Origin of the sequence: Selenomonas ruminantium AC2024, from assembly GCF_000687995.1 — a bacterium.
Classification (GTDB): Bacteria; Bacillota; Negativicutes; order Selenomonadales; family Selenomonadaceae; genus Selenomonas_A; species Selenomonas_A ruminantium_B.
Map to the genome: position 1 here is coordinate 1,028,576 of NZ_JIAC01000001.1, position 24,302 is coordinate 1,052,877.

Annotated in this window: 15 protein-coding genes and 2 tRNA genes; all 17 read left to right on the forward strand. The window is 52.1% G+C overall.

What is annotated here, in order from left to right; all coding sequences use genetic code 11:
- The first annotated feature begins 16 nt into the window (after positions 1-16).
- The 17 genes from P157_RS0104785 to P157_RS0104865 all read left to right on the forward strand — a co-directional run bounded on the left by P157_RS0104785 (position 17) and on the right by P157_RS0104865 (position 23,738).
- Positions 17-1,183 (forward strand): MFS transporter, encoded by a 1,167-nt coding sequence (locus tag P157_RS0104785; RefSeq protein ID WP_051598658.1) that lies wholly within the window; start codon positions 17-19, stop codon positions 1,181-1,183.
- A gap of 183 nt (positions 1,184-1,366) precedes the next feature.
- Complete coding sequence (secA, locus tag P157_RS0104790; protein WP_026759999.1) at positions 1,367-3,967, forward strand: preprotein translocase subunit SecA; 2,601 nt, start codon at positions 1,367-1,369, stop codon at positions 3,965-3,967.
- 139 nt (positions 3,968-4,106) lie between these two features.
- Positions 4,107-5,213: a peptide chain release factor 2 gene (gene prfB / locus P157_RS0104795; RefSeq protein ID WP_026760000.1), complete on the forward strand. Its 1,107-nt coding sequence runs from the start codon at positions 4,107-4,109 to the stop codon at positions 5,211-5,213.
- Positions 5,214-5,269: 56 nt separating this feature from the next.
- On the forward strand, positions 5,270-5,965 hold the full coding sequence (locus tag P157_RS0104800; protein WP_051598498.1) for a DUF2993 domain-containing protein: 696 nt from the start codon (positions 5,270-5,272) through the stop codon (positions 5,963-5,965).
- A 15-nt stretch (positions 5,966-5,980) separates the two neighbouring features.
- Positions 5,981-8,038: a DUF5693 family protein gene (locus P157_RS0104805; protein WP_026760002.1), complete on the forward strand. Its 2,058-nt coding sequence runs from the start codon at positions 5,981-5,983 to the stop codon at positions 8,036-8,038.
- Positions 8,038-9,129: a polysaccharide pyruvyl transferase CsaB gene (csaB, locus tag P157_RS0104810; protein WP_026760003.1), complete on the forward strand. Its 1,092-nt coding sequence runs from the start codon at positions 8,038-8,040 to the stop codon at positions 9,127-9,129. Before P157_RS0104805 ends, csaB begins: the two co-directional genes overlap by 1 nt.
- Positions 9,130-9,175: 46 nt before the next feature.
- Entirely contained in the window at positions 9,176-10,636 is a 1,461-nt protein-coding gene (locus P157_RS0104815; protein WP_051598499.1) for a DUF3375 domain-containing protein, read from the forward strand.
- Positions 10,633-11,298 carry a DUF4194 domain-containing protein gene (locus P157_RS0104820; protein ID WP_051598500.1) on the forward strand — a complete coding sequence of 222 codons (666 nt, stop codon included), beginning with the start codon at positions 10,633-10,635 and terminating at the stop codon, positions 11,296-11,298. Before P157_RS0104815 ends, P157_RS0104820 begins: the two co-directional genes overlap by 4 nt.
- On the forward strand, positions 11,276-14,671 hold the full coding sequence (locus P157_RS0104825; RefSeq protein ID WP_026760006.1) for an ATP-binding protein: 3,396 nt from the start codon (positions 11,276-11,278) through the stop codon (positions 14,669-14,671). Before P157_RS0104820 ends, P157_RS0104825 begins: the two co-directional genes overlap by 23 nt.
- Positions 14,672-15,257: 586 nt before the next feature.
- Positions 15,258-16,964 carry a methyl-accepting chemotaxis protein gene (locus P157_RS13900; protein ID WP_072000140.1) on the forward strand — a complete coding sequence of 569 codons (1,707 nt, stop codon included), beginning with the start codon at positions 15,258-15,260 and terminating at the stop codon, positions 16,962-16,964.
- A 330-nt stretch (positions 16,965-17,294) separates the two neighbouring features.
- Positions 17,295-19,001: a methyl-accepting chemotaxis protein gene (locus P157_RS13905; RefSeq protein ID WP_072000141.1), complete on the forward strand. Its 1,707-nt coding sequence runs from the start codon at positions 17,295-17,297 to the stop codon at positions 18,999-19,001.
- 119 nt (positions 19,002-19,120) lie between these two features.
- Positions 19,121-20,491, forward strand: coding sequence for an SGNH/GDSL hydrolase family protein (locus P157_RS0104840; protein ID WP_026760007.1), 1,371 nt, complete (start codon positions 19,121-19,123; stop codon positions 20,489-20,491).
- A 140-nt stretch (positions 20,492-20,631) separates the two neighbouring features.
- Positions 20,632-21,678 carry a hypothetical protein gene (locus P157_RS0104845; protein ID WP_037353066.1) on the forward strand — a complete coding sequence of 349 codons (1,047 nt, stop codon included), beginning with the start codon at positions 20,632-20,634 and terminating at the stop codon, positions 21,676-21,678.
- 91 nt (positions 21,679-21,769) lie between these two features.
- Positions 21,770-22,810, forward strand: a complete 1,041-nt coding sequence (locus tag P157_RS0104850; RefSeq protein ID WP_051598503.1) for an HD-GYP domain-containing protein — start codon at positions 21,770-21,772, stop codon at positions 22,808-22,810.
- A 122-nt stretch (positions 22,811-22,932) separates the two neighbouring features.
- Positions 22,933-23,505, forward strand: coding sequence for a hypothetical protein (locus P157_RS0104855; protein ID WP_026760010.1), 573 nt, complete (start codon positions 22,933-22,935; stop codon positions 23,503-23,505).
- Positions 23,506-23,578: 73 nt separating this feature from the next.
- Positions 23,579-23,654, forward strand: a tRNA-Thr gene (locus tag P157_RS0104860).
- Positions 23,655-23,662: 8 nt separating this feature from the next.
- A tRNA-Thr gene (locus P157_RS0104865) sits at positions 23,663-23,738 on the forward strand.
- Positions 23,739-24,302 lie beyond the last annotated feature (564 nt).

Below are 24,302 nucleotides of genomic sequence, written 5' to 3' on the forward strand. Positions count from 1 at the left end.
AGAGGATTTTATGGAAATGACACAATCACTCCGGGAAGCGGAGTTTAATCCGGCAGATGTTTGGACACAGCATGCCACGAGGGCCGTGTTTTTTATCGGCGGTTTTGGTGCGGCCTCCTGGGCACCGCTGGTGCCGTTATTACGCCAGAGATTGGCGATTGGGGAGGATATTTTGGGACTGTTGCTGCTCTGTATCGGCATCGGCTCCCTGCTGACCATGCCCCTGTCCGGCGCGGCAGCCGTAAGGCTGGGCTGTAGAAAGGTGCTGACCTTTTCCAGCATTGCCTTTGCCCTGCTGCTGTTCCTGCTGAGCCAGGTCAGTGATATCCTGCTGGCTATACCCGTATTGTTGCTCTTTGGCGCCATTATGGGTTGTATTGATGTGGTGGCCAATGTGCAGGCTGTTATCGTGGAAAAAGCTGCGGGCAAACGGCTGATGTCCGGCATGCACGGCCTTTGGAGCGTAGGCGGTTTTGCAGGGGCGGGGCTGTTTGGCGTCTGGGTAGGCGGACTGGGATTTACCCCCACGGTTTCTACTTTGATTGCCACAGGCATTATGGTGACGGTGATTCTGTTCTTTGCCCGCTTTTTACTGCCCTATGGCGGGGAAGCTGGTGGCAAGATGCTGGCTGTACCCAAAGGCATCGTGGCATTTGTGGGTGTTATCGCCTGCATTGCCTTTCTGGTGGAAGGCGCCATCATGGACTGGAGTGGTGTGTTCCTGACTACGGTGCGAGGCTTTGACATGTCAATGGCGGGCACGGGCTTTACGGTCTTTTCCGCCGCCATGCTGACGATGCGTCTGGTGGGGGATAAGCTGGTACAGAAAATGGGGCAGAAAATCATTATCTTAGGCGGCAGTGTGCTGGCCTTTGCGGGATTCCTCGCCGTGATTTTTGCGCCCCAGGCTTGGCTGCTGTACGCAGGCTTCTTCGCTATCGGTGTGGGCAGTGCCAATGTCGTGCCGGTGTTCTTCTCCCTGTTGGGTAAGCAGAAGGATATGCCCATCGGCCTGGCGGTGCCTGCGGTGAGCACGCTGGGGTATCTGGGCATCCTCATGGGCCCTGCAGCCATCGGCGCCTTGGCTCATGCCACCAGCCTTTACGCAGCCTTCGGCCTGCTGGCCGGGCTCGTGGCTCTGCAGCTTGTGATTGCCCGCTATGTTTATCGGAAGGTCTTATAGGCATGAAGACTGCATCCTGCATTTCGGCGTAGATAAACAACAATTAATTCCCTTTGGCGGTTGGACTGTGTCTTTTTCAGCAGTTCAGCCGCTTTTTTTATAAGCTGGCCTTAATTGACTTATGTACCTGTCTTTGTTAATATTGTAAGGTAGGTTTATTTTTAATGTTAGGAGTGATTTTGTTTGCTGGGATTTCTCAAAAGATTCTTAGGCGACAATAACGATAAAGAGATTGCCCGTTATCGCGAGGTTGTCGAAAAAATCAATGCCCTGGAGCCACAGATGGCAAATCTGACGGACGACAAGCTGACGGGTTATACAGGAAAATTCAAGGAGCGTCTGGCAAATGGCGAGACTTTGGATGACTTGCTGCCGGAGGCCTTTGCGGTAGTCCGCGAAGCATCCCGCCGTACGCTCGGTATGCGCCACTTTGATGTACAGATGATTGGCGGCATGTGCCTGCATGAAGGCCGTATCGCAGAAATGCGTACCGGTGAAGGTAAGACGCTGGTGGCAACACTGCCGGTATACCTCAATGCGCTGACGGGCAAGGGCGTCCATGTCATTACGGTAAATGACTATCTGGCCCGCCGCGACAGCGAGGAAATGGGTAAGCTCTACCGCTTCCTGGGCCTCACTGTTGGCCTCGTGGTGCACGATATGGACTTCCCGGAACGCAAGTATGCTTATAGCTGCGATGTGACCTTCGGTACCAACAATGAATTCGGTTTTGACTATCTGCGCGACAACATGGTTATCCATCAGGACCAGATGGTACAGCGTGAGCTCAACTATGCCATCGTCGATGAAGTGGACTCCATCCTCATCGATGAAGCGCGTACGCCGCTGATTATTTCCGGCCCCGGTGCCAAGTCTACGGATATGTATGCCACCATGGCCCGGGCAGTAGCCACCCTCAAAGAGGGCGAGGACTACACCGTTGATGAGAAGCAGAAGACGGTAGCGCCGGCCGATAATGCCATTCCCAAGATTGAAAAAATGCTGGGCATTACGAATCTGTATGCCCCGGAAAATATCGAACAGTCCCACTGCTTTACGGCAGCGCTCAGAGCTAAGGCGCTCATGAAGCGTGACCGCGATTATGTGGTGCGCAATGATGAAGTCATCATTGTCGATGAATTCACGGGCCGTCTCATGGAAGGCCGCCGTTATTCCGATGGCCTGCATCAGGCTATTGAAGCGAAAGAGGGCGTAAAGATTCAGCGCGAATCCCAGACGCTCGCGACGATTACCTTCCAGAACTACTTCCGTATGTATAACAAGCTCTCCGGTATGACCGGTACGGCTAAGACGGAAGAAGACGAGTTCTTGAAGATTTACAATCTGCCCGTTATCGTGGTGCCCACCAACAAGCCAGTGCAGCGTATTGACCATCCGGATGTTATTTACAAGAATAAGGCGGCCAAGTACCGTGCGGTAGGTAAGTTCGTCAAGGAACTGCACGAAAAGGGACAGCCGGTGCTTATCGGTACGACTTCCATCACGCAGTCGGAAGAACTTAGCAGCGTACTCAAGAAAAACGGCATTCCGCATAGCGTGCTGAACGCCAAGTTCCATGAGAAGGAAGCGGAAATCATCGCCGATGCCGGTCAGCGCGGTGCGGTTACCATTGCCACCAACATGGCAGGCCGTGGTACGGATATCAAGCTCGGTGAAGGTGTGCCGGAACTCGGCGGCCTCTTCATCGTGGGTACGGAACGCCATGAATCCCGCCGTATCGACAATCAGCTGCGCGGCCGTTCCGGCCGTCAGGGTGACCCTGGTGCTTCCCGTTTCTTCCTGTCCCTGGAAGATGACCTGCTGCGTCTCTTCGCATCTGACCGTATTGCGGGCATGATGGACAAGCTGGGCATGGAAGAGGACGAACCCATCGAGCATCGCATCATCACCAACTCCATCGAGCACGCCCAGAAGAAGGTGGAAGCCCGTAACTTCGACATCCGTAAGCACGTGCTCGAATATGATGATGTTATGAATCAGCAGCGTGAAGTCATGTACGGCGAGCGCCGCAAGATTCTGCTCGGCGAAAACCTGCGCGAAAACATCATGGGCATGGTCAACCACATCATCAAGGCAGAGATGAACCAGTATGCCAACGAACAGCTCTATCCGGAAGAATGGCAGCTTGACGGCCTGATTGAGGACGCCGAAAAGATTTACGCTCCGGCTGGTGCCCTCAAGAAGGAAGAACTGGTAGAACTTTCCCGTGATGAACTCAAGGAAAAACTGGAAAGCACGGCAGAAACGGGCTATCATCAGCGCGAACTCCTCTTTGGCGAAGAAAATATGCGCGAGCTCGAAAAGGTCGTTATGCTTCGCGTGGTGGACAGCAAGTGGATGGAACACTTAGACCACATGGATATGCTGCGTGACGGCATCAACCTGCGGGCTTATGGCCAGCGCAATCCGCTCGTGGAATACAAGATTGAAGCACTTGATATGTTCGAGGAGATGGAATCGGCCATCATGGACCAGATTGCTTCCCTGATGTATCATGTGAGCATTATAACGCCGCAGCAGCAGGAAGCAGAAATGAAAGGCCAGCCTGCAGAGGCCAGCGTCACCCAGAAACAGAAGATGGAAGAAACCATCAGGGCACAGCGCTCGCAGCTCTCCGACCACTTGAGCAGTGCACGGGCCAGCCACGGTGACGAAGTCAGCACCGCTACGGCAAAAAAGGCAGCAGCTGAAAAAATTGGCCGCAATGACCCCTGTCCCTGCGGCAGCGGCAAGAAGTATAAGAACTGCTGTGGGCGGCGTTAAGCTGATTAGCAGTCTATATATGATGGCTAGTATGATGGATTAAGTATTCATAATGAAGGAACGGTAAAGCCGCGGGAGTCCGGTGGACTCCCCGGACAAGCCGTTACTTGGACTGCCAAATGAGGTGTGAAAGGAAAACATGTTAGAAGATTTGAAACCCCGCTTAGGCGAACTCAAAGAAAAACTCGACCATATGGGCGAGTCTTTGGAAATTCCCCGCAAGGAAGAAAAAATCGCCGAGCTCGAATATAAGATGGGCGAACCCACTTTTTGGGATGATGCGGAAGCTGCCCAGAAAATCAATCAGGAACTGGCGGACTTAAAATCCAGCGTGGATAAGTATAAGTCCCTGGTGTCCAAGCATGAGGATGCAGAAACCCTGCTGGAAATGGGCCTCGAAGAAGATGACCCCAGCATGGAAGATGATGTAAAAGCCGAACTGGACGCTGTAGCGGAAGGCCTCGAAGCCCTGCAGCTCGAAGTCCTGCTCTCCGGCCCCTATGATGGCAACAACGCCATTTTGACGCTGCATGCCGGTGCGGGCGGAACGGAAGCTCAGGACTGGACGCAGATGCTTTTGCGCATGTACGGCCGCTGGGCGGAACGCCATGGCTTCACCGTGGAAACGGCCGATTTACTGCCCGGTGATGAAGCCGGTGTAAAATCCGCGACGCTCTTTATTAAGGGCCATAACGCCTACGGTTTCCTGAAATCGGAAAAGGGTGTACACCGCCTCGTGCGCATCTCGCCCTTTGATGCCAATGCCCGCCGTCATACGTCTTTCTCGGCTTGCGATATCATGCCGGAAATCGACGATGCGGTGGAAGTGGATATCAACATGGCTGATGTGCGTGTGGATACCTACCGCGCCTCCGGTGCCGGTGGTCAGCACATCAACAAGACGTCTTCGGCTGTACGTATGACCCATGAGCCTACGGGCATCGTGGTGCAGTGCCAGAACGAGCGTTCCCAGCTCCAGAACCGCGAGCAGTGCCTCAAAATGCTCCGCGCCAAGCTCTTTGAACTGGAAATGGAGAAGAAGGAAGCAGAGCTGGCTAAATTGGAAGGCGACCAGCAGAACATCGAATGGGGCAGCCAGATTCGCTCCTATGTGTTCCAGCCTTATACCATGGTTAAGGACCACCGCACGAGCCAGGAAACCGGTAACGTGCAGGCGGTTATGGACGGGGATATCGACCCCTTCATCCGGGCATTCCTCGCCGCCAAGGCCAATCATGAAATTTAAGTAATGAGCCTTCCCCAGTGGGGGAAGGCTTGTATCATTCAAGGGGGGCACTGATTTTGCGAAAGGGCTTGACTATTGCAGGTGCTTTATTCATAATAATAATCGTGTTTAGTGAGACATTGCTTCCCTGGCTGGCGCGGGAAACCCTGCAGACCCGCATGAATCAGCGGATGGTAACCAGTGATGCCCAGGTGTCGGTGGACAGCCGTCCGGGAATCTTGCTGGCCCTCGGTGAGATTCAGCATCTTCATGCTGTGGCTCATCAGGCCAAGGTGGGGCAGGTCTATTTCCGGGAACTCAGCCTTTCCGGGGAAAACGTGCGCCTGAACATAGGGGATTTGCTCAAGGCGGGAAAAGTAGCCTTGAAATCCGCAGACAAACTGGAATTAAAGGGTGTCGTGGATGAGGAAAACCTTGAGGAAGTCCTGACCCGCAAGCTGGACAAGGTGGAAAATGTGCAGGTCAGCATCTCGCCAACAGGCGTGCTGGCCACAGCAAATACCAAACTCTTTGGGCGGCTCGTGGATATTGAATTAGAGGGAAATGTAATTGAAGAAAGCGGCTCGCTCTATTTTCAGATGACGCATCTGGCCTTTAAGAACAGCCGGTTGGGCACAGCCAAGTTAGGCGAGATGTTCGGCAATATTCAGCTGGCTCCGCCGGGGAGATTGCCCATGGGGATGCAAATCAGCGATGTGCAGCAGACAAATGGTGCCATCGTGATTACGGCTAAACGTGAGAATGTGGAATAAGGTGGAAAGAGGATAATGAAGGATTTCAAATACAACCGGGGCTTGGTGCTGATTATAATGGTTGGCTTAATCGCTTCTCTTATGATTAGTTTTGCCCGACATGGCGTGGAGGAAAACAACCGCCAGATAGATTTGGCAACCAATTATGAGGATTTGCTGGAACTGGCCGACAGGGAAGGCCTGCCAGCAGAGGAAGTGATGGCTAAGGCCAAGGAAGCCGGCATCACCTCTTTGGCGGTTTACGATACCACCTTTAAGAAACTCAATGCCAACGGCAAGGCTACGGCCATTGCCGGCAGTGAGCTTTTGGGCAGTTATCATAGCGGCACGCTGACAGACCCCTTGTGGCGTCAGCTCGTGGCCGAGGGGAAGATTCAGGGCAACGAAGTCTACATCGTAGGCCATGATGCCCGCACCTGGCAGGAACTCAAAGAAGATGTGCCCCGCCGCTTAGGCAAGGACAGAGTGCAGCTGCTGAAAGTCGGGGACGAAGAAGTCATGGCCGCCAAGGCCCATTTCGAGTCCTTCGTGAAGATGGATATCGGCATGCCTACGGACGAAATGGAAGCGGTGAACAAGGCCGGTTTCCACGTTATCGCCCGCCCCAGCAACTTCAACAAGTGCACGGAAGATGATGTGAAGGCTGTGTTCAAGCGGCTGGACGGCATGGATATCTCCGAAGTGGTATTCTCCGGTTCTCAGGTACTCGGGGCCAATAAGTCCCTGCAGACCACCATTGATGAAATGAAGGCCCGCAATCTCAACATGGGTCTTATTGAAGGCGTGACCCAGCTGCAGTTCTACAAGCAGGACGGCATGGAGGAAATCGCCAAGGGCATTGGTTACGACAAGATTGTCCGCCTCTACGCCATTCCCAAGGACGAGCAGCCCAAGCTGAAAATCTCCACCGCAGTGGAACGCTGGGCTAACACCGACGAAGAACGCAATATCCGCATCGACCTCTTGCGGATTTACGATAAGCCCTCGCCGAATATGAGCCTGATGGAAACCAATATGCAGTATTTCAAGGATACGCATGATATTCTGGTGGCTCATGGCTATACGGTGGGGCCTGCCGGTACCTTTGCTTCCTTCTATCCCAGCAAGTACCTGCGGGCGCTGGTGATGGCCGGTGTAGCAGCGGCAGCTGTGCTCTATCTGAGCCTCGTTATTCCGGCGCTCAATACCGCAGTGAAAAAGCAGTGGCTTTTGTTCGTTATCTTTGCCCTCTGTGCAATGGTACCGATTCTTATGGGCACTGGTGCCAAAATTCGTGTGCTGGCAGCTTTGGCCAGCGCGAACCTGTTCCCGGCACTGGCGGTTATCTTCCAGTTGGACCGAATCCGTCATCTGCGGGATAAAATTACGCTGGGCTTTGGCAAGATGCTCATCACGGGCATTATCGCTCTATTGGTAACGGGCACCCTGTCTTATATCGGTGCGGCTTACCTGTCTGCATCGCTGGCGGATACGGAATATCTGCTTGAATTCCAGATTTTCCGTGGCATCAAGCTGACCTTTGTCCTGCCGCTGATTCTGGTGGGCATTGCCTTCCTGCAGCGCTTTGATATCTTTGACGGCCGTATGGATGATACAGACGGCGTTCTGAATCAGCTCAAAAAAATCATGGATATGCCTGTGAAGGTCAAGACGCTGTTCGTGCTGTTCCTGGTACTCGTTGCCGGGGTGGTCTTTGTGGCCCGCAGCGGTCATACCTCCGGTATGCCGGTATCGGCAGCCGAACTCAAGTTCCGCGCCTTTTTGGAACAGGCCCTTTATGCCCGCCCCCGTACCAAGGAACTGATGATTGGCCATCCGGCTTTCCTCATGGCGGTTATGGCTTTCTGGCGCAAGTGGCCCACCATGATTTTCTTCGGCCTGGTGCTCATTGCCACCATCGGCCAGGGCTCCATGGTAGAAACCTTCGCCCATATGCGGACGCCTGTATTCATGTCCTTTATGCGGGGCATTGGCGGCATTGTCTTAGGTGCCGGTATCGGCGCCGTCGCCATGATGTTGGTACAGCTGTGGCAGACTGTTATTTCACGAGCAAAGGAGCGTAAGTCAGCGTAATGAGCAGAATCGTCGTGTCGGGTTACTACGGCTCGAAAAATGCCGGGGATGAGGCAATGCTTTCCGCAATGCTGGAAGTCCTCAGTGACCTGGACCCAAAACTTCATATTACGGTGATTTCTGCCGACCCCGAGGATACCCGCAAGCGTCATGGAGTGGATGCTATCTCCTGGCTGGGTTTCCCCGCCATCATCAAGGAACTGCGGCAGGCGGATCTCCTGATTAGCGGTGGCGGCAGTCTCCTGCAAAACGTCACCAGCCGCCGCAGCCTCTATTACTATATGTTCATCATCATGCTCGCGCATTTCCTGGGCACCAAGGTCATGCTTTATGCGCAGGGCATCGGCCCGATTATCGGCCGTGTGGCGGAAATGGCCATGCGCTTTTTGGGCAATCATGTGGACTTAATCACCGTCCGGGATGAAGGTTCTCTGAAGGAACTGGCCCGGCTGGGAATTCATAAAACCATTATCGAATGTACCGCTGACCCGGTGCTGGCCATCCATCCTGTAGGCAAGGAAGCCGGCCGGGCCATCTTCAAGGCCTACCATGCGGATGGGGCCAAGCCTGTATTGGGCATTTCCGTGCGGGAATGGCAGGGCTGGCGCCATTATAAGGAAGTGCTGGCGGAAGTTTCCGATATGGTGGTGCGGGAATTGGGCGCAAGGGTGGTATTCATCCCCATGCAGTTCCCGGATGATGTGAAGGCGGCTCAGGCTATCGCCTCTCTTACCAAAGAGGAATGCACGGTGCTCAAAGATGAGTACACCACCAGCGAGTTCCTGTCCTTGGTAGGGAATATGGATTTGATGCTGGGCATTCGCCTGCATGCTTTGATTTTTGCCGGTGTTATGGGGGTTCCCATGCTGGGCATCTCCTATGACCCCAAGATTGACCGCTTCCTGGCCTCCATTGGGGAAGAGCCTGTGGGCAATCTCAAGGATGTTACCGCCGAAGAACTGATGGTGGAAATCCGCCGCAAGTGGAATGACAAACAGACTTTCCGGCAGAAGAATGGCGAGCTTCTCGCCCAACTGCGGGATATGGCCGCTCATAATGCAGAGCTGGCAGTGAACTTAGCACATAAATGATAATAGCCTTCCCGGAGGGGAAGGCTTTTTTATAAGGGGGATTTTTATGCCCAAAAAGAATAAATACATGAGCTACGAGCACCTGCGGGATTTGCGGCAGAATCATGCCGCCTGGCGGCTGCTGCGGGCCGATTATGCGCCTTTGGCGGCGGCGTTTTTCTATCAGACGTTTATTGGCCCTAAGCGCCGCGGCATTGAAGCGCAGGAACTGTTGGAAGCACTGGATATGTTCCTCTACGACTGCACCCGGCAGGAAGGAGAATTTGCCCGCTCGCCCAAGGATTATCTGGAAATGTGGGCAGACAGCAGTTATGGCTGGCTCAGAAAATACGAATACCATGGGGACTGGTACTACGATTTGACTGCACCGGCCCAGAAGGCGGTGGAGTGGCTGCTGAGCCTCCATAAGCAGGACTTTATCGGTACAGAGTCTCGCCTGCGTACGGTGTTCAACCTACTGCACGAAATCTCCCAGGAAACGGATACTAATGCCGAGCACCGGCTGGCGTATCTCACGAGTCAGCAGGAAAAAATTGCCGCTGAAATCAAAGCCATCGAGGAAACCGGCGAGGTGAAGCCGCAGCTGGATGATGTGCAGGTCAAGGAGCGCTTCTTGCAGGCCGAGGCCACGGCGACGGCTATCCTCGCGGATTTCCGCGAAGTGGAGGAAAACTTCCGGGAATTGACGCGTCAGGTGCAGGCTGATGTGGTGAAGTGGACCCGCGGCAAGGGCGAACTCTTGGAAAAGATTTTCAGCGAAAGCGACATCATCCGCAAGTCGGAGCAGGGCCGCAGTTTTATGGCCTTTTGGCGTTTTTTGATGCTGTCCCAGCAGCAGGACGATTTGCGTGAGACGCTGCAGCAGGTGGAAAGTGCCGAAGTAGTCCAGGGAATTGTTCAGGAGCACAGTCTGCGGGATATTCACCGGGAATGGGTGCAGGCCGCAGCCGCCGTGCAAAAGACATTGGGGCAGCTTTCTGCCCAGCTTCGCCGCTATGTGGATGAGGATTATCTGCGGGAGGAGCGCAGCATCTATCAGCTCATTCAGAGCATCGAAAGCAAGGCTGTAGACAGGCGGGGAGCGGGGACTTCCGGCCTGGTCATGGAAATGGATACCCTGCCCAAAGTCCAACTGCCCATGGAGCGGCGCCTTTATGCTCCGCCGAAAAAGACACGGCTCGAAAGTCCGGAACTTACCGAGGGGGATGGCAGCAGTGGCAGCATTGCCGCCATCTTCGAGCAGGTCGTGGTGGACAAGGAAAAACTAAAGGCCCATGTGGCGGATTTACTGGCCGAGCGGGATGAAGTGACGCTCGCTGAGGTTTTGGCGGTTCATCCGCTGGAACTGGGGCTGTCGGAACTCTTGGGCTATCTGGTGCTGGCCAGCCGGGATGCGGCAGGCTTTACCGAGGACAGGCTGGAACGTCTGGTCTTTGAGCGGGACGGCCGCAAATTACTGGCGGTCTGCGAGCAGATTACCTTTCGGAAAGGAGCAGGGGCGTTTTGAGTACAGTAGAAGAAATGACGGAACGCAATGAAGAGAATTTTTCCCGGGCTGCGATAACCCTTTTGAAGGGGATTGTGAGCCGCGGCAGGGACGAAGTCCTGTGGCAGTTTATCGTAAATGACAGGAGTGCGCTCAGTGATTATTTCCGGCGCATTGGCCTGATTCTAATAATAGATGAAGTGGATGAGTATGCTTACCTTAAGCAGGAGGATGCGGCAGGGCTGCCCCGGTTGGTACAGCGCTATCAGTTGAGTTACCCCGTGTCCATGCTGTTGGTGCAGCTTAGAAAGGCGTTAGGCGAGCAGGATACTGCCAGCGGTGATACCCGTCTGGTCATATCCTTTGCTGATATCATGCGGCGCATGGAACCCTTCCTGCCTGTGCCCGGTAACGAAATGAAATTCCGCCAGTCTTTGGAACATACCATTGGACAGGTGATGCAGCTGGGCTTTTTGCAGAAGCTCAAGGGCTCGGAGGATGAGTATGAGGTACGCCCTGTGCTGCGCAGTTTCGTGGATGCCCAGTGGCTCAGCGATTTCAATGAGAAGCTTGCGGAATACGAAGCCCATGGACAGATGCTTCATCAGGGCGCAGCCGAAGATAAGAGCGATGAAAATGAGGGAGAGGAGGGGCTGTTAGATGAATTTGTTCGCAACGAATGAGGAAAATGAAAATATCCCCTTGGGCTTCCGTCTGGAACGTCTGGAGGTTTATAACTGGGGCACTTTTGATAGCCGGATTTGGTCGTTGGAGTTAAGCGGGGAAATGTCGCTTTTGACCGGTGATGTGGGCTCGGGCAAGTCCACCCTGGTGGATGCCCTGCTGACCCTGCTCGTGCCCCCGCGGAAAGTCACCTACAACAAGGCAGCCGATGCCAGCGCCAAGGAGCGCAGTCTGACGTCCTATGTGCGGGGCTACTATGGTCAAAAGCGCACGGATAACGGCGGTGGCCGTCCCGAAGCCCTGCGCGATAAGAATAAATACAGCGTGATTTTGGGCGTCTTTGCGGATAAAAACTTTGGCCGCACGGTGACTTTGGCGCAGGTGTTCTGGTTCCCAGAGGAAACGGCCAGCTATCCCAAGCGCTTCTATGTGCTCGCGCAGAAGACCCTTTCCATCAAGGACAGGTTCTCCCAGATTGGCGGGGATATGCGAGCTTTCCGCAAGGCCTTGGAAAAAGATGCCTTCATCAAGACCTTTGACGATTATCCGCAGTATGGTCACGAGTTTCGTAAGATTTTCGGCATCCGTCAGGTACAGGCCATGGATTTGTTCCAACAGACCGTGTCCATGAAGAAGGTGGACAGCCTCACGAGCTTCGTACGCCAGAATATGCTCGAAGTGCCGGAGACGGAGCAGGAAGTGGAACTGATGCTGCGGCAGTACCATGATTTGGAAGCTGCCCATCAGGCTGTGCAGAAGGCCAAGAAACAGCAGAAGATGCTCCAGCCCATCGAAGTGCTTGGGGAAAGCTATGCCCGGGACAACCGTCAGCAGGACGAGTTTCAGGCCATGCAGAAGGTGCTCGAAAGCTGGTATGCCCAGCAGGACTACAAGGCCAGAGAAGAACAGTTAGCAGCCATGGAGCCGCAGCTTAGGCGCCTGGAAGAGAAAATTACGCAGCAGGGCAAGAGCATGCAGGAAAAGCAGGGAGAGCTAACGGTACTGCAGGGCAATATCGCCCGCAACGGCGGTGCGCAGCTCGACGAAGTGCGCCATCAGCTCGACAAGGTTACGGAGCGCAAGGCGCAGTGCGAAGCCAGCCGGGAAAAATTCCAGCAGGAACTTTCCGCATTAGAAATGACTTTGCCCGCGGACGAGGAAGACTTCGCCCTGCTGCAGGAAAAACTGGCCAGCCGCAAGGCAGAGTGCGAGGCACAGCAGGAAGAATTGACGGCGGAAGCCAGCACCATGAAGGCCAACCGTCAGGAAGCGGAGCAGGAGGAGCGCCGCATTCAGGCAGAAATCGATTCGCTGGCCAGACGCAAGTCCAATATTCCCCAGAAATTCATCGCTGTGCGCGAGGAAATCTGCAAGGCCCTGAATCTTGCCGAAAGTGAAATGCCCTTTGCCGGGGAACTTATCGCCGTGAAAGAGGAGGAGGCTGAGTGGGAAGGTGCCATTGAGCGCTTGCTGCGCAGTTTCGGCATATCCCTGCTGGTGCCAGAGGTTCACTATGGGGAAGTGGCTGACTGGATGGAACGCCATGACCTCAAGATGCGCATGGTTTACTTCCGTGTGCCGGCCTACCCTGAACAGGTCAATGCCAATGTGCACGAGGACGCCGTGTGTCAGAAACTCCATATCAAGGAGGACAGTCCACTGGCTCCCTGGCTCGAAGCGGAACTTCTGACCCGCTTCAACCATATCTGCTGTGAGAACATCAAGGAATTCCGGCAGGCAAAATTTGCCCTGACCAAAGCTGGTCAGGTCAAGACTGGCGGTAAGCGCCACGAAAAGGACGACCGCCACGATATCCACGACCAGCGCTATTATGTATTGGGCTTTTCCAATCTCAAAAAGATTCAGGCCCTGCAGATGGAAATGGAAGACCGGCGCGAGGAGCAGAAGTTCTTCTTGCAGAAGGAAAATCAGGCGAAACGGGCCGTGAAAAAACTCCGGGAGCAGAGCGAGGCCATCGTCCGGGCCGGAGTGGTAACCTCCTTTGCGGAAATCCATATAGAGCCGCTGCTGGAGCGTATGGCACAGCTCAAGGCACAGGTGGAAAAACTGCGGGCGGAAAATGATGTACTCAAACAGCTGCAGGCCGAAGAACAGCGCCTCAAGCAGGAAATCGGCGCAGATTATGCGGCGCTGGATGACTATAAGAATCAGCGCAGCCAGCTGGCTGAACGCATTCGCCTGCACAAGGCGGAAATGGTCATGGATGAGGAACTCTTTGCCGGGGCAGAAAGTGACGACCGGGAGAAGGGCTATCCCCTGTTGCAGCATTACGCCGCCCTGGCCTTGGAGAAATTGGGCAGTCCGCAGTTTGATATGCAGAAGCGCAGCCTGCAGCAGAAGGAGTATAACCAGTGGCTGAACACCCGCACCCATCAGTTGGGGGAAAAACTGCAAAAGACCAGCGAAGAACTGGTCAAGGCCATGACGGAGTTCCGGCAGGAATATCCGGAGTCGGCCAGTGAACTGCTGGCTGCTCCGGAGGGCTATCAGGATTATACGGCACTGCTGCACCGTCTGCAGGAAGATGATTTGCCGAAGTTTGAAAGCCGGTTCAGCCATCTGCTGCGGGAAAACACCATCAATCAGATTGCCCTGTTCCAGACTCATCTGGAGGAGGCCTGCCATGAGATTCACGACAGGATTGCGCTGATTAATGACTCACTGGCGGAAATCGACTACAATGAGGGCCGCTACATTCAGATTGAGTGCAACCCTGCCGTCAGCGATACCATTCAGCAGTTCCGCCGTGATTTGCGGGCCTGCACCGATGATGCCCTGACAGGGAATATGGACAACAGCTACAGCGAGGAAAAATTCCAGCAGGTGGCCAGAATTTTGGAACGCCTGCAGGGCCGTCCTGGCATGACAGATGTGGATGCCCGCTGGCGCAGTGAGATTATCGATGTGCGCAACTGGTTTGTCTTTGCGGCTTCGGAATTGTGGCGCAATCCTGCTCCGGATATGGACAAGGAGTACGAGCACTACACCGACTCCGGCGGTAAGTCCGGCGGTCAGAAGGAAAAGCTGGCCTATACGATACTGGCCGCCAGCATTGTCTACAACTTCGGACTGCGGGGCAGACGCGCCGGTGAGCAGTCCTTCCGCTTTGTTGTCATTGACGAAGCCTTCCTCAAGAGCTCGGATGAAAGTGCCCGCTTCGGCTTGGAACTGTTCAAGAAACTCGATTTGCAGCTGCTCGTGGTGACGCCGCTCCTAAAAATCGCCACGATTGAGCCCTTCGTCAGCCATGTAGGGTTCGTGTATCAGAGAGATGAGGAGCATAAGTCCTACTTGCGGAATCTTACGATTGAGGAACTGCAGGCAGAGAGAAATGCATACAATGCCAAATGATTACGCTGCTCTGGTTCGAGGCAAAAGGCGCAACAGGCGGGGATTGGCTGGCATGCGCTGAGGCGCGGAACTAAAAATATTTTTTATCTTCAATAAAGGGGCTGGAAAAGTCAAAACTCGCTGTCGCTCAGACAGTTGACTTTTCCAGCCCCTTTTTGATAAAAAATATTTTCTTAACGTTCCGCGCCAAACGCTCCTGTCAGCCAGCCCCCGCCTGTCGCTTGCTTTGTACTGCTGGTTGATTCATTCGGATTGACATGTCAATTTAGGGGAGGGGCCATCTTTATCTATAAACTCATATGATGAATACAAAAAATATACATGAGTATATTAGCGTGAGTTATACGATATGTATCACAAATAAAGTATAATAATGAAAAAACACCTATATAAACTAGAATGATATGGTTATATATCTTAATTAGTGTGAAAATAATCATCAATTTACCGATTATGAATAAACTTTTCTAGTGCAAAAGTCCCAAATTCATGTTATGATTCTAAAGTGATTTTCACAGAATCATAAAGATGTAAACAGAACCGAGCGGCCGAGGGATACGGCCAACGTAGAAAGGCGTGTGAGGAAATGAGATTAAAAGACATTCGTATTGGAGTTAAAATCTTGGTGTTGGTGGTAATAGGTATTATCGGCATGGCGATTCTGAGTTTTTCAGGCTATAGTGCCATGAGCAAGGCCGGGGATGACCTGGATAATATGTACCACCGCAAATTAAAGGCAACCCGCCTGCTGGGAAATGAAATCAACTATACCCGCAAAGTTCAGCTGGGGGTTACCAAGCATATCATTGATCCTAAGGATGAGCAGATTGTTACCTATGTGAAAGAATCTTTGGAAAGCTATGAAAAGACCTGGCCACAGTACCGGGAACTGGCTATGCGGGCTGATAATGTTGCCCCGCATATTCCTGAAGTGGAGAAACAATGGGTTGAATATCGTCAAGGAATTATGGAAGTAAAGCGGCTTACGGATGCAGGTAAAAAACAGGAAGCTTGGGAACATTACAAAAAGATGGAAAATGGCATTACCAAGGATTTGGTGGCCAGTCTGCATAATCTGGAGAAACTGGCCAATGACAATGCGGATGCGATGAATGAGGAAGTCACAGCGACCAATGCACATGAGATGTTCATGATGATTGTGACGACGGTATTGTGTTTCCTGGCTTTGATGGCGGTGGCCTTCTTCATCATCCGCGACATTATGACCACTTTGGACAAGATGGTGGCAGAGTGTAATGAGATGAAGACAGGGGACTTCCGTCTTAATGATCATTACGAACCGCGTGGAGACGAGTTGGGACAGATGGAAGCTGCTATGCAGGAAATGCGCAAGGAACTCAACGATTTGATGCGCAAGGTCAGCGAATCTGCCGAACAGATGGCGGCTTCGTCTGAAGAACTTTCTGCCAGTGCCGGGCAGGCTGCTCAGGCTGCAACACAGGTGGCGCAGTCGTCTACGGATGTGGTGGAGTCGGTGGAACACCAGCAGAAAGCTGTTATGGAAAGCAATGTGTCCGTACAAAATGCGGAAAGCTCCGTGGAGGAAATTCGTCAGCAATCCGCCAAGGTGGAGGAAAATTCCGCAGCTGTTGCTCAGCGGGCAGATGAAGGCAATCAATCCATTGATGTGTCTGTGCGTCAGATCAAGGATGTAGAGGTAACAGTAACTTCCTCTGCCATGATGGTAGAACGTTTGGGTGAACGCTCCAAGGAAATTGGGGAAATCGTGGACACCATGACAGGAATTGCCGAACAGACCAATCTGTTGGCGTTGAATGCTTCTATCGAAGCGGCCCGCGCCGGTGATCATGGTCGTGGCTTCAAAGTGGTGGCAGAAGAAGTGGGCAAGCTGGCGCATGAATCCAAAGAATCTGCAGAAAAGATTGCGAGCCTTATCAAGGAAATTCAGAGTGATACAGAAGATGCGGTTATCGCCATGCGTTCTGGCAAGGCTGCTGTTATTGAAGGCGCACAAAGTGTTGGGGGACTGCGCACCATGTTTGAGGAAATCAATCAGTTGGTAGTGGGAGTGTCCGAGGAAATCAGCCAAGTTACGGAAGCTATTCATTCGGTTGCTGATGCCACCAACGAAATAGTTGGTGAGATGAATGATATCAACACCTACAGCGGCAAAGTGGCCAGTGAAATGCAGTCGGTATCTGCCGCCACGGAAGAACAGTCTGCTTCGGCAGAGGAAATCGCTGCAGCCAGTGAAGCACTGGCAACGTTGGCGCAGAGTCAGCAGGAAGCGTTGTCTCACTTCCGTTTTTAGGAAATATGCTGATAATGATTTTAGTTTCAACCATAAGAAAAAAATATAGATGGTATTTATTAAAGGAAAATGTCGCTTATAGGTAACTAAAATATAAATATATCCTAAGAATGACCGCTAATCACAAATAGATTAGCGGTCATTCTTTAATTTGTATAAAAATAATAATCAATTCGTTAATTATGAATAAACTTTCCTAGTGCGAAAGTCCTAAACATGTGATAAAGTTAGCACATATTTTTGGCAAAAATATAGCGAGAATGGAAAAAAGACGTAAGTAAAATCGAGAGGCCGCAGGGATACGGCCGACGTAGAAAGGCATGTGTGGAAATGAGACTAAAGGACGTTCGTATTGGAGCCAAGATATTGGTGCTGGTTGTTATCGGCATCATGGGCATGGCAATTTTGAGTTTTTCTGGTTATCGGGCTATGAGTCAGGCAAGTGACGATATTGACAACATGTATTCCCGTAAACTGAAAGCAACCCGTATGTTGGGCGATGAAATCAATTACATGCGTATGATTCAGGTGCGCATTGTAAAGCATATTCTCGACCCGAAGGATGCACAGATTAATGCTTCTATCGACGAAGCGATGAAAAGCTATGAAACGAAATGGCCGGAATATAAGGCTTTGGGCATGAGAGCAGATAAAGCAGCTGCCGAAATTCCCAATACGGAAAAGAAGTGGGCGGAATATAAAAATGGGATTCAGGAAGCCCGCAAGCTGGCAGATGCCGGCAAAACCCAGGAAGCTTGGGTGTATTACAAAGGCGTGGAAGCCGGTGTAACACAGGAACTCTTAAAGAGTCTTGTAGCTTTGCAGAAGGTAGCAGATGACAATGCGGATGCACTCAATGAGGAAATCGTTGAACGCAATGCCAGCACCATGACTGCGATGATTGTTACGACTCTGTTGTGCTTTGCGGTGCTGATGGGCATTGCCTTCTTCATCGTTCGCGATATTATGACCAATCTGGACAGAATGGTTATGGAATGCAACCGCATGAAGGATGGGGACTTCCGTCTCAATAGCAATTATGAACCCCGTGGGGACGAACTGGGTCAGATGGATGCCGCTATGCAGGATATGCGTAAGACCCTGAACAAGCTGATGCGTCATGTCAGCGAATCTGCTGAACAGCTGGCAGCTTCCTCCGAGGAACTCACGGCCAGCGCTGGTCAGGCTGCTCAGGCTGCTACGCAGGTAGCGCAGTCTGCCACGGAGGTTGTGGAATCTGTTGAGCATCAGCAGAAATCTGTCATGGACAGCAATGAAGCCGTTCAGAGCGCCGAGGCTTCTGTAGAAGAAATCCGTCAGAAGTCCGACCAGGTAGAGGCAAATTCCAACGCCGCTGCTACGCGCGCTGAAAAGGGCAATCAGGCCATTGATGATTCCGTCCGTCAGATTAAGGATGTTGAGGAAACCGTTACGGCTTCTGCCAAGATGGTTGACCGTCTGGGTGAACGCTCCAAGGAAATCGGTGAAATCGTAGATACCATGACGGGCATCGCCGAACAGACCAATCTGCTGGCCCTTAACGCTTCTATCGAAGCGGCCCGCGCTGGTGAACATGGCCGTGGCTTTACGGTGGTAGCCGGTGAAGTCGGCAAGCTCGCGCAGGAATCCAAGGAATCTGCTGAAAAAATTGCCAAAATCATCAAGGAGATTCAGGGCGATACGGAAGAAGCTGTGCTTTCTATGCGTACCGGCCGTGAAGCAGTGGTGGAAGGCGCACAGAGCGTGGAATCCCTGCGTACCATGTTTGAGGAAATCAATCAGCTGGTAGTCGGTGTATCCGGCGAAATCAGCCATGTGACGGAGTCTATCAACGCCATGGCAGATGCCACCAATGACATCGCCAGCGAGATGAACGATATCAACAGCTACAGCGGCAAGGTGGCCAGCGAAATGCAGGCTGTATCCGCTGCCACGGAAGAACAGTCCGCCTCTGCTGAGGAAATTGCCGCAGCCAGTGAAGCACTGGCCAAACTGGCACAGGACCAGCAGGCTGCTCTGTCCAGCTTCCGCTTCTAATTTCATAATATAGGCAAGGATATTTGCCGGTTAAAAGGGTTGGCCAAATGTTGGCACAACCCTTTTTCCGTGATATGATAGTAATATCTAATTTAAGTTGCTTTCAGGAGGTTTGCCAGTTGTTGAAATCAGGAAAAGTCCGTCTGTTGACGGGAATGCTGGCCCTGGCTGCCGGCATGTTGCTGAACATGGGCGGTGCCAGCGCGGAAACCCAGACCGACAATGTGCGGATAAATTTTGGCCATACGGTGGTCAATACGGAGAAGACGGCCCCGCCAAGTGAGGGTCAGACAGCTATGCAGATAAAAAATGTGCAATTAGTATGGAAGGAAATTCCCAGTGCGGTACGCTATCAGGTGGTTATCCTGAAATCGGCGGAAGATACCCGGGAAAATATTGCCCTTACCTATAATCAGGTGTATACCAACGGTCTCACGGTGGATTTATCATCCTTTGGCGCCGAGGCCGCAGGCTTTTACTGGAAAGTCTGCCCGCTGGATTACAACGGCAGGCCAGTGGGGAATATGCACTTTTCCAAGCCCAAACCCATCACGGCGGGTGGCAAGCTGAATGTGAATGCGCCTAAGCCGACTACTCAGTTTGAGCACATGGACTATATGCCCCTTTACCCGGTATTTTCCTGGATTCCTTATGGCAAGGCTAAGCAGCATGAGGTGCAGGTCTATCGGGTGACAGAGGCTGGAGAAAAACTTATCCGTACCCTGAACGGGGGCGAATATGATGTTTACGAGGATGGCGGCTACACCCTGCCGGGGAAATATTACTGGCGGGTGCGCTCCTTAAACAGCGACGGCAGTCCGTTAAGCGGCTGGTCGGAAAAAAGCTATTTCACGGTAGAAGGGGAAAAGCCTCCCTTTGCGGCACTTGGGGACAGCATTACCCACGGGGGCGGCGCCATGTCGGTATCCCCGGGCTATCTGCTCTATGACTGGGAATCCTACAGTCAGGTTCCAGTGAAGAACCTGGGCTTTAGCGGCAATACCACCGAGGCCATGCTGGAACGCTTCGAGCGGGATGTACTGCCGGCTTCGCCCAGAGTTTTGGTCGTAATGGGTGGCGTCAATGACTATCGCCTGGGCACCTTTGGCTCACAGACTGTAGCCAATCTGCAGGCCATCAAGGAAAAATGCGATGCCTATGGCATTATCGTGGTATTTTTGACGCCCACGCCTATCAATCCGACTATGATGGTGAGCCGGGCACATATTGACCAGCCGCCTTATGACTGGAAAAAACATCAGCAGTATGTCAATGACTGGGTAATGCGCCAGCAGTATCATGTGGATGTGGCCACGGCTCTGACGGACAGCATGGGCAATCTGCGGTCAACTTATACCACCGACGGGCTGCACCCTGACTACTATGGCAAAAAATATATTGGAGAACAGGTGGGACGCTACTTGGCAATGAATTTTGGCTGGCTGACCAGTAAACTGACCAAAAAAGCTATTCCTACCTATAATAATTGACAACAAGGCGCTTGGGCGCCTTTTGTCGTATTTGGCATAATTTTTAATTGAATTTTAATGACTTTGTCAACAATTTTGCTTAAATTATGTAGTATAATATACGATATAAAAGTAGAAGCTTAATTCTGGGGAGGGTGGATATGATGAGAAGGATGTTGATGGGGGCCCTGCTTTGGGCTGTGTGCTGTCTGGTGGGGCTTCCGGCTATTGGTGCGGCTGCCCCGCAGATTATAACGGCCAGCGGCGTGTACATCATGGGGGAAAATGATTCGCCGAAAATTGCCAAGGATGCAGCCCGACAGGAGGCTATGCGCTCCGCTACGGAAAAAGCAGGGGTATATGTGGAAAGCTACTCCCGCAGTCAAAATATGGAGCTTAGTGCGGATGATGTGAAGATTATATCCGGTGCCGTGCTGAAGGTCATGCAGGAAAAGGCAGAACCGACACTTACGGCAGGTGTATGGAAATACACCGTCACCCTTACCTGTGAAGTGGATACGGATAAGATTGACTTGAAAAATCTGCTGGAAAACCGCAACAAGCTGGAAAAGTTGCAGCAGGAGCGGGATGCACTCAAAAAGCAGAATGAGGAACTCTTAGAGAAATACAAGCAAGCCAAGGGTCAGGAAAAGAAGAAAATCGGCACGGAACTGGAAAACCAGTATTCGCTGCAGGATGTCTTTGACCGCTGTGCCCGTTACATTCAGCAGGGCGAACAGCGCCGGGCTATCGCAGAACTTGATAAGGTCATCGCCGACAGCAAGGTGACGGACAGTCCGCTAGCCTATGCTTATTACCTGCGGGGCCGCGCTTACTATGAGCGCAATCTGGACAATCAGGCGCTGAATGATTTTTCCGCTGCAGAATCCACTCCTCACAATGATAAGATATATCCAGTCTGGCGGACTTACTACTATCAGGGACTTATCTATTCCGACCGGGAACAGTGGGAAATGGCTTATGGGAAACTGGCCCGGGCTTGGGATGCTTCGGGACATCAGGACCGTGATATCGAGGCGGCTATGCTGCGCGCTAAGCGCCATGCTTATCCACCTGCCGCTGAGGAACCGCGGAAAAAGCAGACACCGCAGCGGAACAGCCGCGAATTTGACTGGGAAAAGGTGGTTTCGGATGTGTTAATCAGCATTCTCAAGGACCAGGCGGCAAAACAGAGCATATATAGCTAAAATTTTCATGTCGGATGCTTGATTTTTTCTGCAAAATAGGGCAAAATGAATTGCAGAGTTTTTTTCTAGTCAAGCAAGGACGATCGAATACATGCAAATTTCCCAAATGATGCAGACTTCCGTGCTGGTGGTTGACGGTATTGACAGCGACCGCATGAGACTTCAGCAGATGCTTGAACCCCGTGTGCAGTTTGACGGGGTTAAGACCGGTGGCGAAGCTTTAACGTACATTAAAAGGAATAACGTTGATTTGCTGCTGTTGTCGGTCAAGCTCCCCGATATGGACGGTTTTGAGCTTCTGCGTACGTTGCGTGCGGATTCTCGGTTTGAAGACCTGCCCGTCATTATGCTGAGCAGTGACCAGACACAGAAGGCAGAGGCTGCGGTGGTTATGGCAGGCGGTACTGATATTATCCGCAAGCCGTTTATCCCCATCATCGTAGTCAAAAAGGTGGAACAGGTACTGGAGATGGAGTACCTGCACCGCAAATTAAAAGAAGAGGTTCATCGTCAGACCAAGCTGGCAGAAGACCGGCTGGCGGCCAGTGAACGGCTCTTTGAAGAGACGGTTATGGCACTGGCAAAGACCATCGATGCCAAGGACGCCTATACCCGCGGTCATTCCCAGCGTGTGGCCCGCTATGCTCGTCATATTGCTCATAAATTGGGTTGGCTCGAGGAAGAGCAGCGCAAGATATACTTTATGGGGCTGCTCCATGATATTGGCAAAATCGGTGTGCCGGAAGCCATCATCAACAAGACCACACGTCTTACGGATTATGAATATGGACAGATTAAGCAGCATACGGTTATCGGCTCCGAGATTCTGGATTTGGTAGCCGAGTTCCCGGAGCTTTCCGTGGGCGCCCGTTCCCATCATGAGCGTTATGATGGCAAGGGTTATCCGGACGGTTTTGCCGGTAGTCAGATTCCGGTTTATGCCCGGGTGATTGCTGTGGCGGATGCTTATGATGCCATGACATCCCGGCGCAGTTACCGCGATGTGCTGCCTCAGAATGTGGTGCGCAGTGAAATTGCCAAGGGCCGTGGTACTCAGTTTGACCCGCAGTTTGCGGATGTCATGCTGCAGATTATCGACAGCGATACGGACTATCAGCTGTGTGAGCATTGATTGCTGTATATAAAATCCTCGCAGGAACTTATACCTGTGGGGATTTTTATATTTTTAGAAGGAATCTGGGCGGAAGTGTGGAATAATAACTAAGAGTCAAATTTAGAAGGGGTGTTTCTTTTATGAATCGATTGGCAAAGTTTTTGGCATGTGCATTGTTGGCATCTTCCGTAGTAGCTGGTTCTGCAGCTTCTGCCAGTGCTATGAATATTACCGGTGTAAGCCAGGCAATGACCATTGCCAATAAAACGGTTACGGCCAGTGATGAGAATGGGCAAAAGATTAAGTTCGTGTCGGATGGCAAGGTTCTGCGCCTGATGAGTGCAGATGGCACGAAGGATTTCCTGTCCTTCAGCAGCTTCGATGGCATTTACAGCGGTGTGGACTACAGCGTAAGAGCCGTGGAAACTGCAGATCCGGCTATGCGTATTTTTGAAATCGCTGCTACCCGTGAGGGTAAGAACTGCGGCTACTGGCTCGTGGGAAATCATATTGGCGGTGCCTGGACCACGTATGTGTCCTGGAACAGCTTTGCCAATCTGGGATTCCGTACCGATAGATGGCATGAACTGAAGGCGACCATTGAGAACCAGCAGCTCATTATTACGAGCTATACTGCCCGTGGAAATATGGACTGGCGGGCACAGGTTTTCTGGAATGCACAGGACGGCTGGTTCGGTCTGAAAAGATTTTGAAAAAAAGATATTGACATAAGTGGCCACTTTCGCTTATAATATAGTCTGTCAGTCACGGAAAGTGGCAGATGTTGCTGATTTAGCTCAGTTGGTAGAGCAGCTCATTCGTAATGAGCAGGTCGTAGGTTCGAATCCTATAATCAGCTCCATAAATATTGCTGATTTAGCTCAGTTGGTAGAGCAGCTCATTCGTAATGAGCAGGTCGTAGGTTCAAGTCCTATAATCAGCTCCATTGAGGATTACGGCTCCGCATTTGCGGAGCCTTTTTGTTGTGCAAATTGCAGTTTGTCAATGCGTTATTAAATACAACCTGTTACAACTCAGTGGGGCGGAGGTGGGAATACTTTTGCGCCGCTCGCTAAAATGACCCGCCAGCATAAATAGCGCTTTCTAGTTACCAGCGCCGGGCAGGCCGGCGGCGCGTATGTTCAACTCAATATCCAGTAACTAATGTTTGCGGGCCATCCCTCACTGCGTTCGGGCAGTCGCTCGTTTGCGCAAAAGCATCCCCACCTCCGCCCTAAGTGATGTTCGTATAAGATGGCATTTTCACGGTGACAAGCAGCAAGCACATCAATGTTCTTGTAACGGGAGCAACGAGTTCTTGCCGATTGCATAATCCGCAGTTTGGGGCGGGCGGGGAGTGATTTTTCTGTCAGGAGCGACTGCCTGAACGCAGTGAAGGCCGGCCCCTGTAGGAAGCAACTAAGCAAATACGCTGAAAGCAGCGCCGTTGGCCTGCCCGGCGCGGGTAACTGGACATTGCTATTTTCCGAGGGGGTCGTTTAGCGGAAAA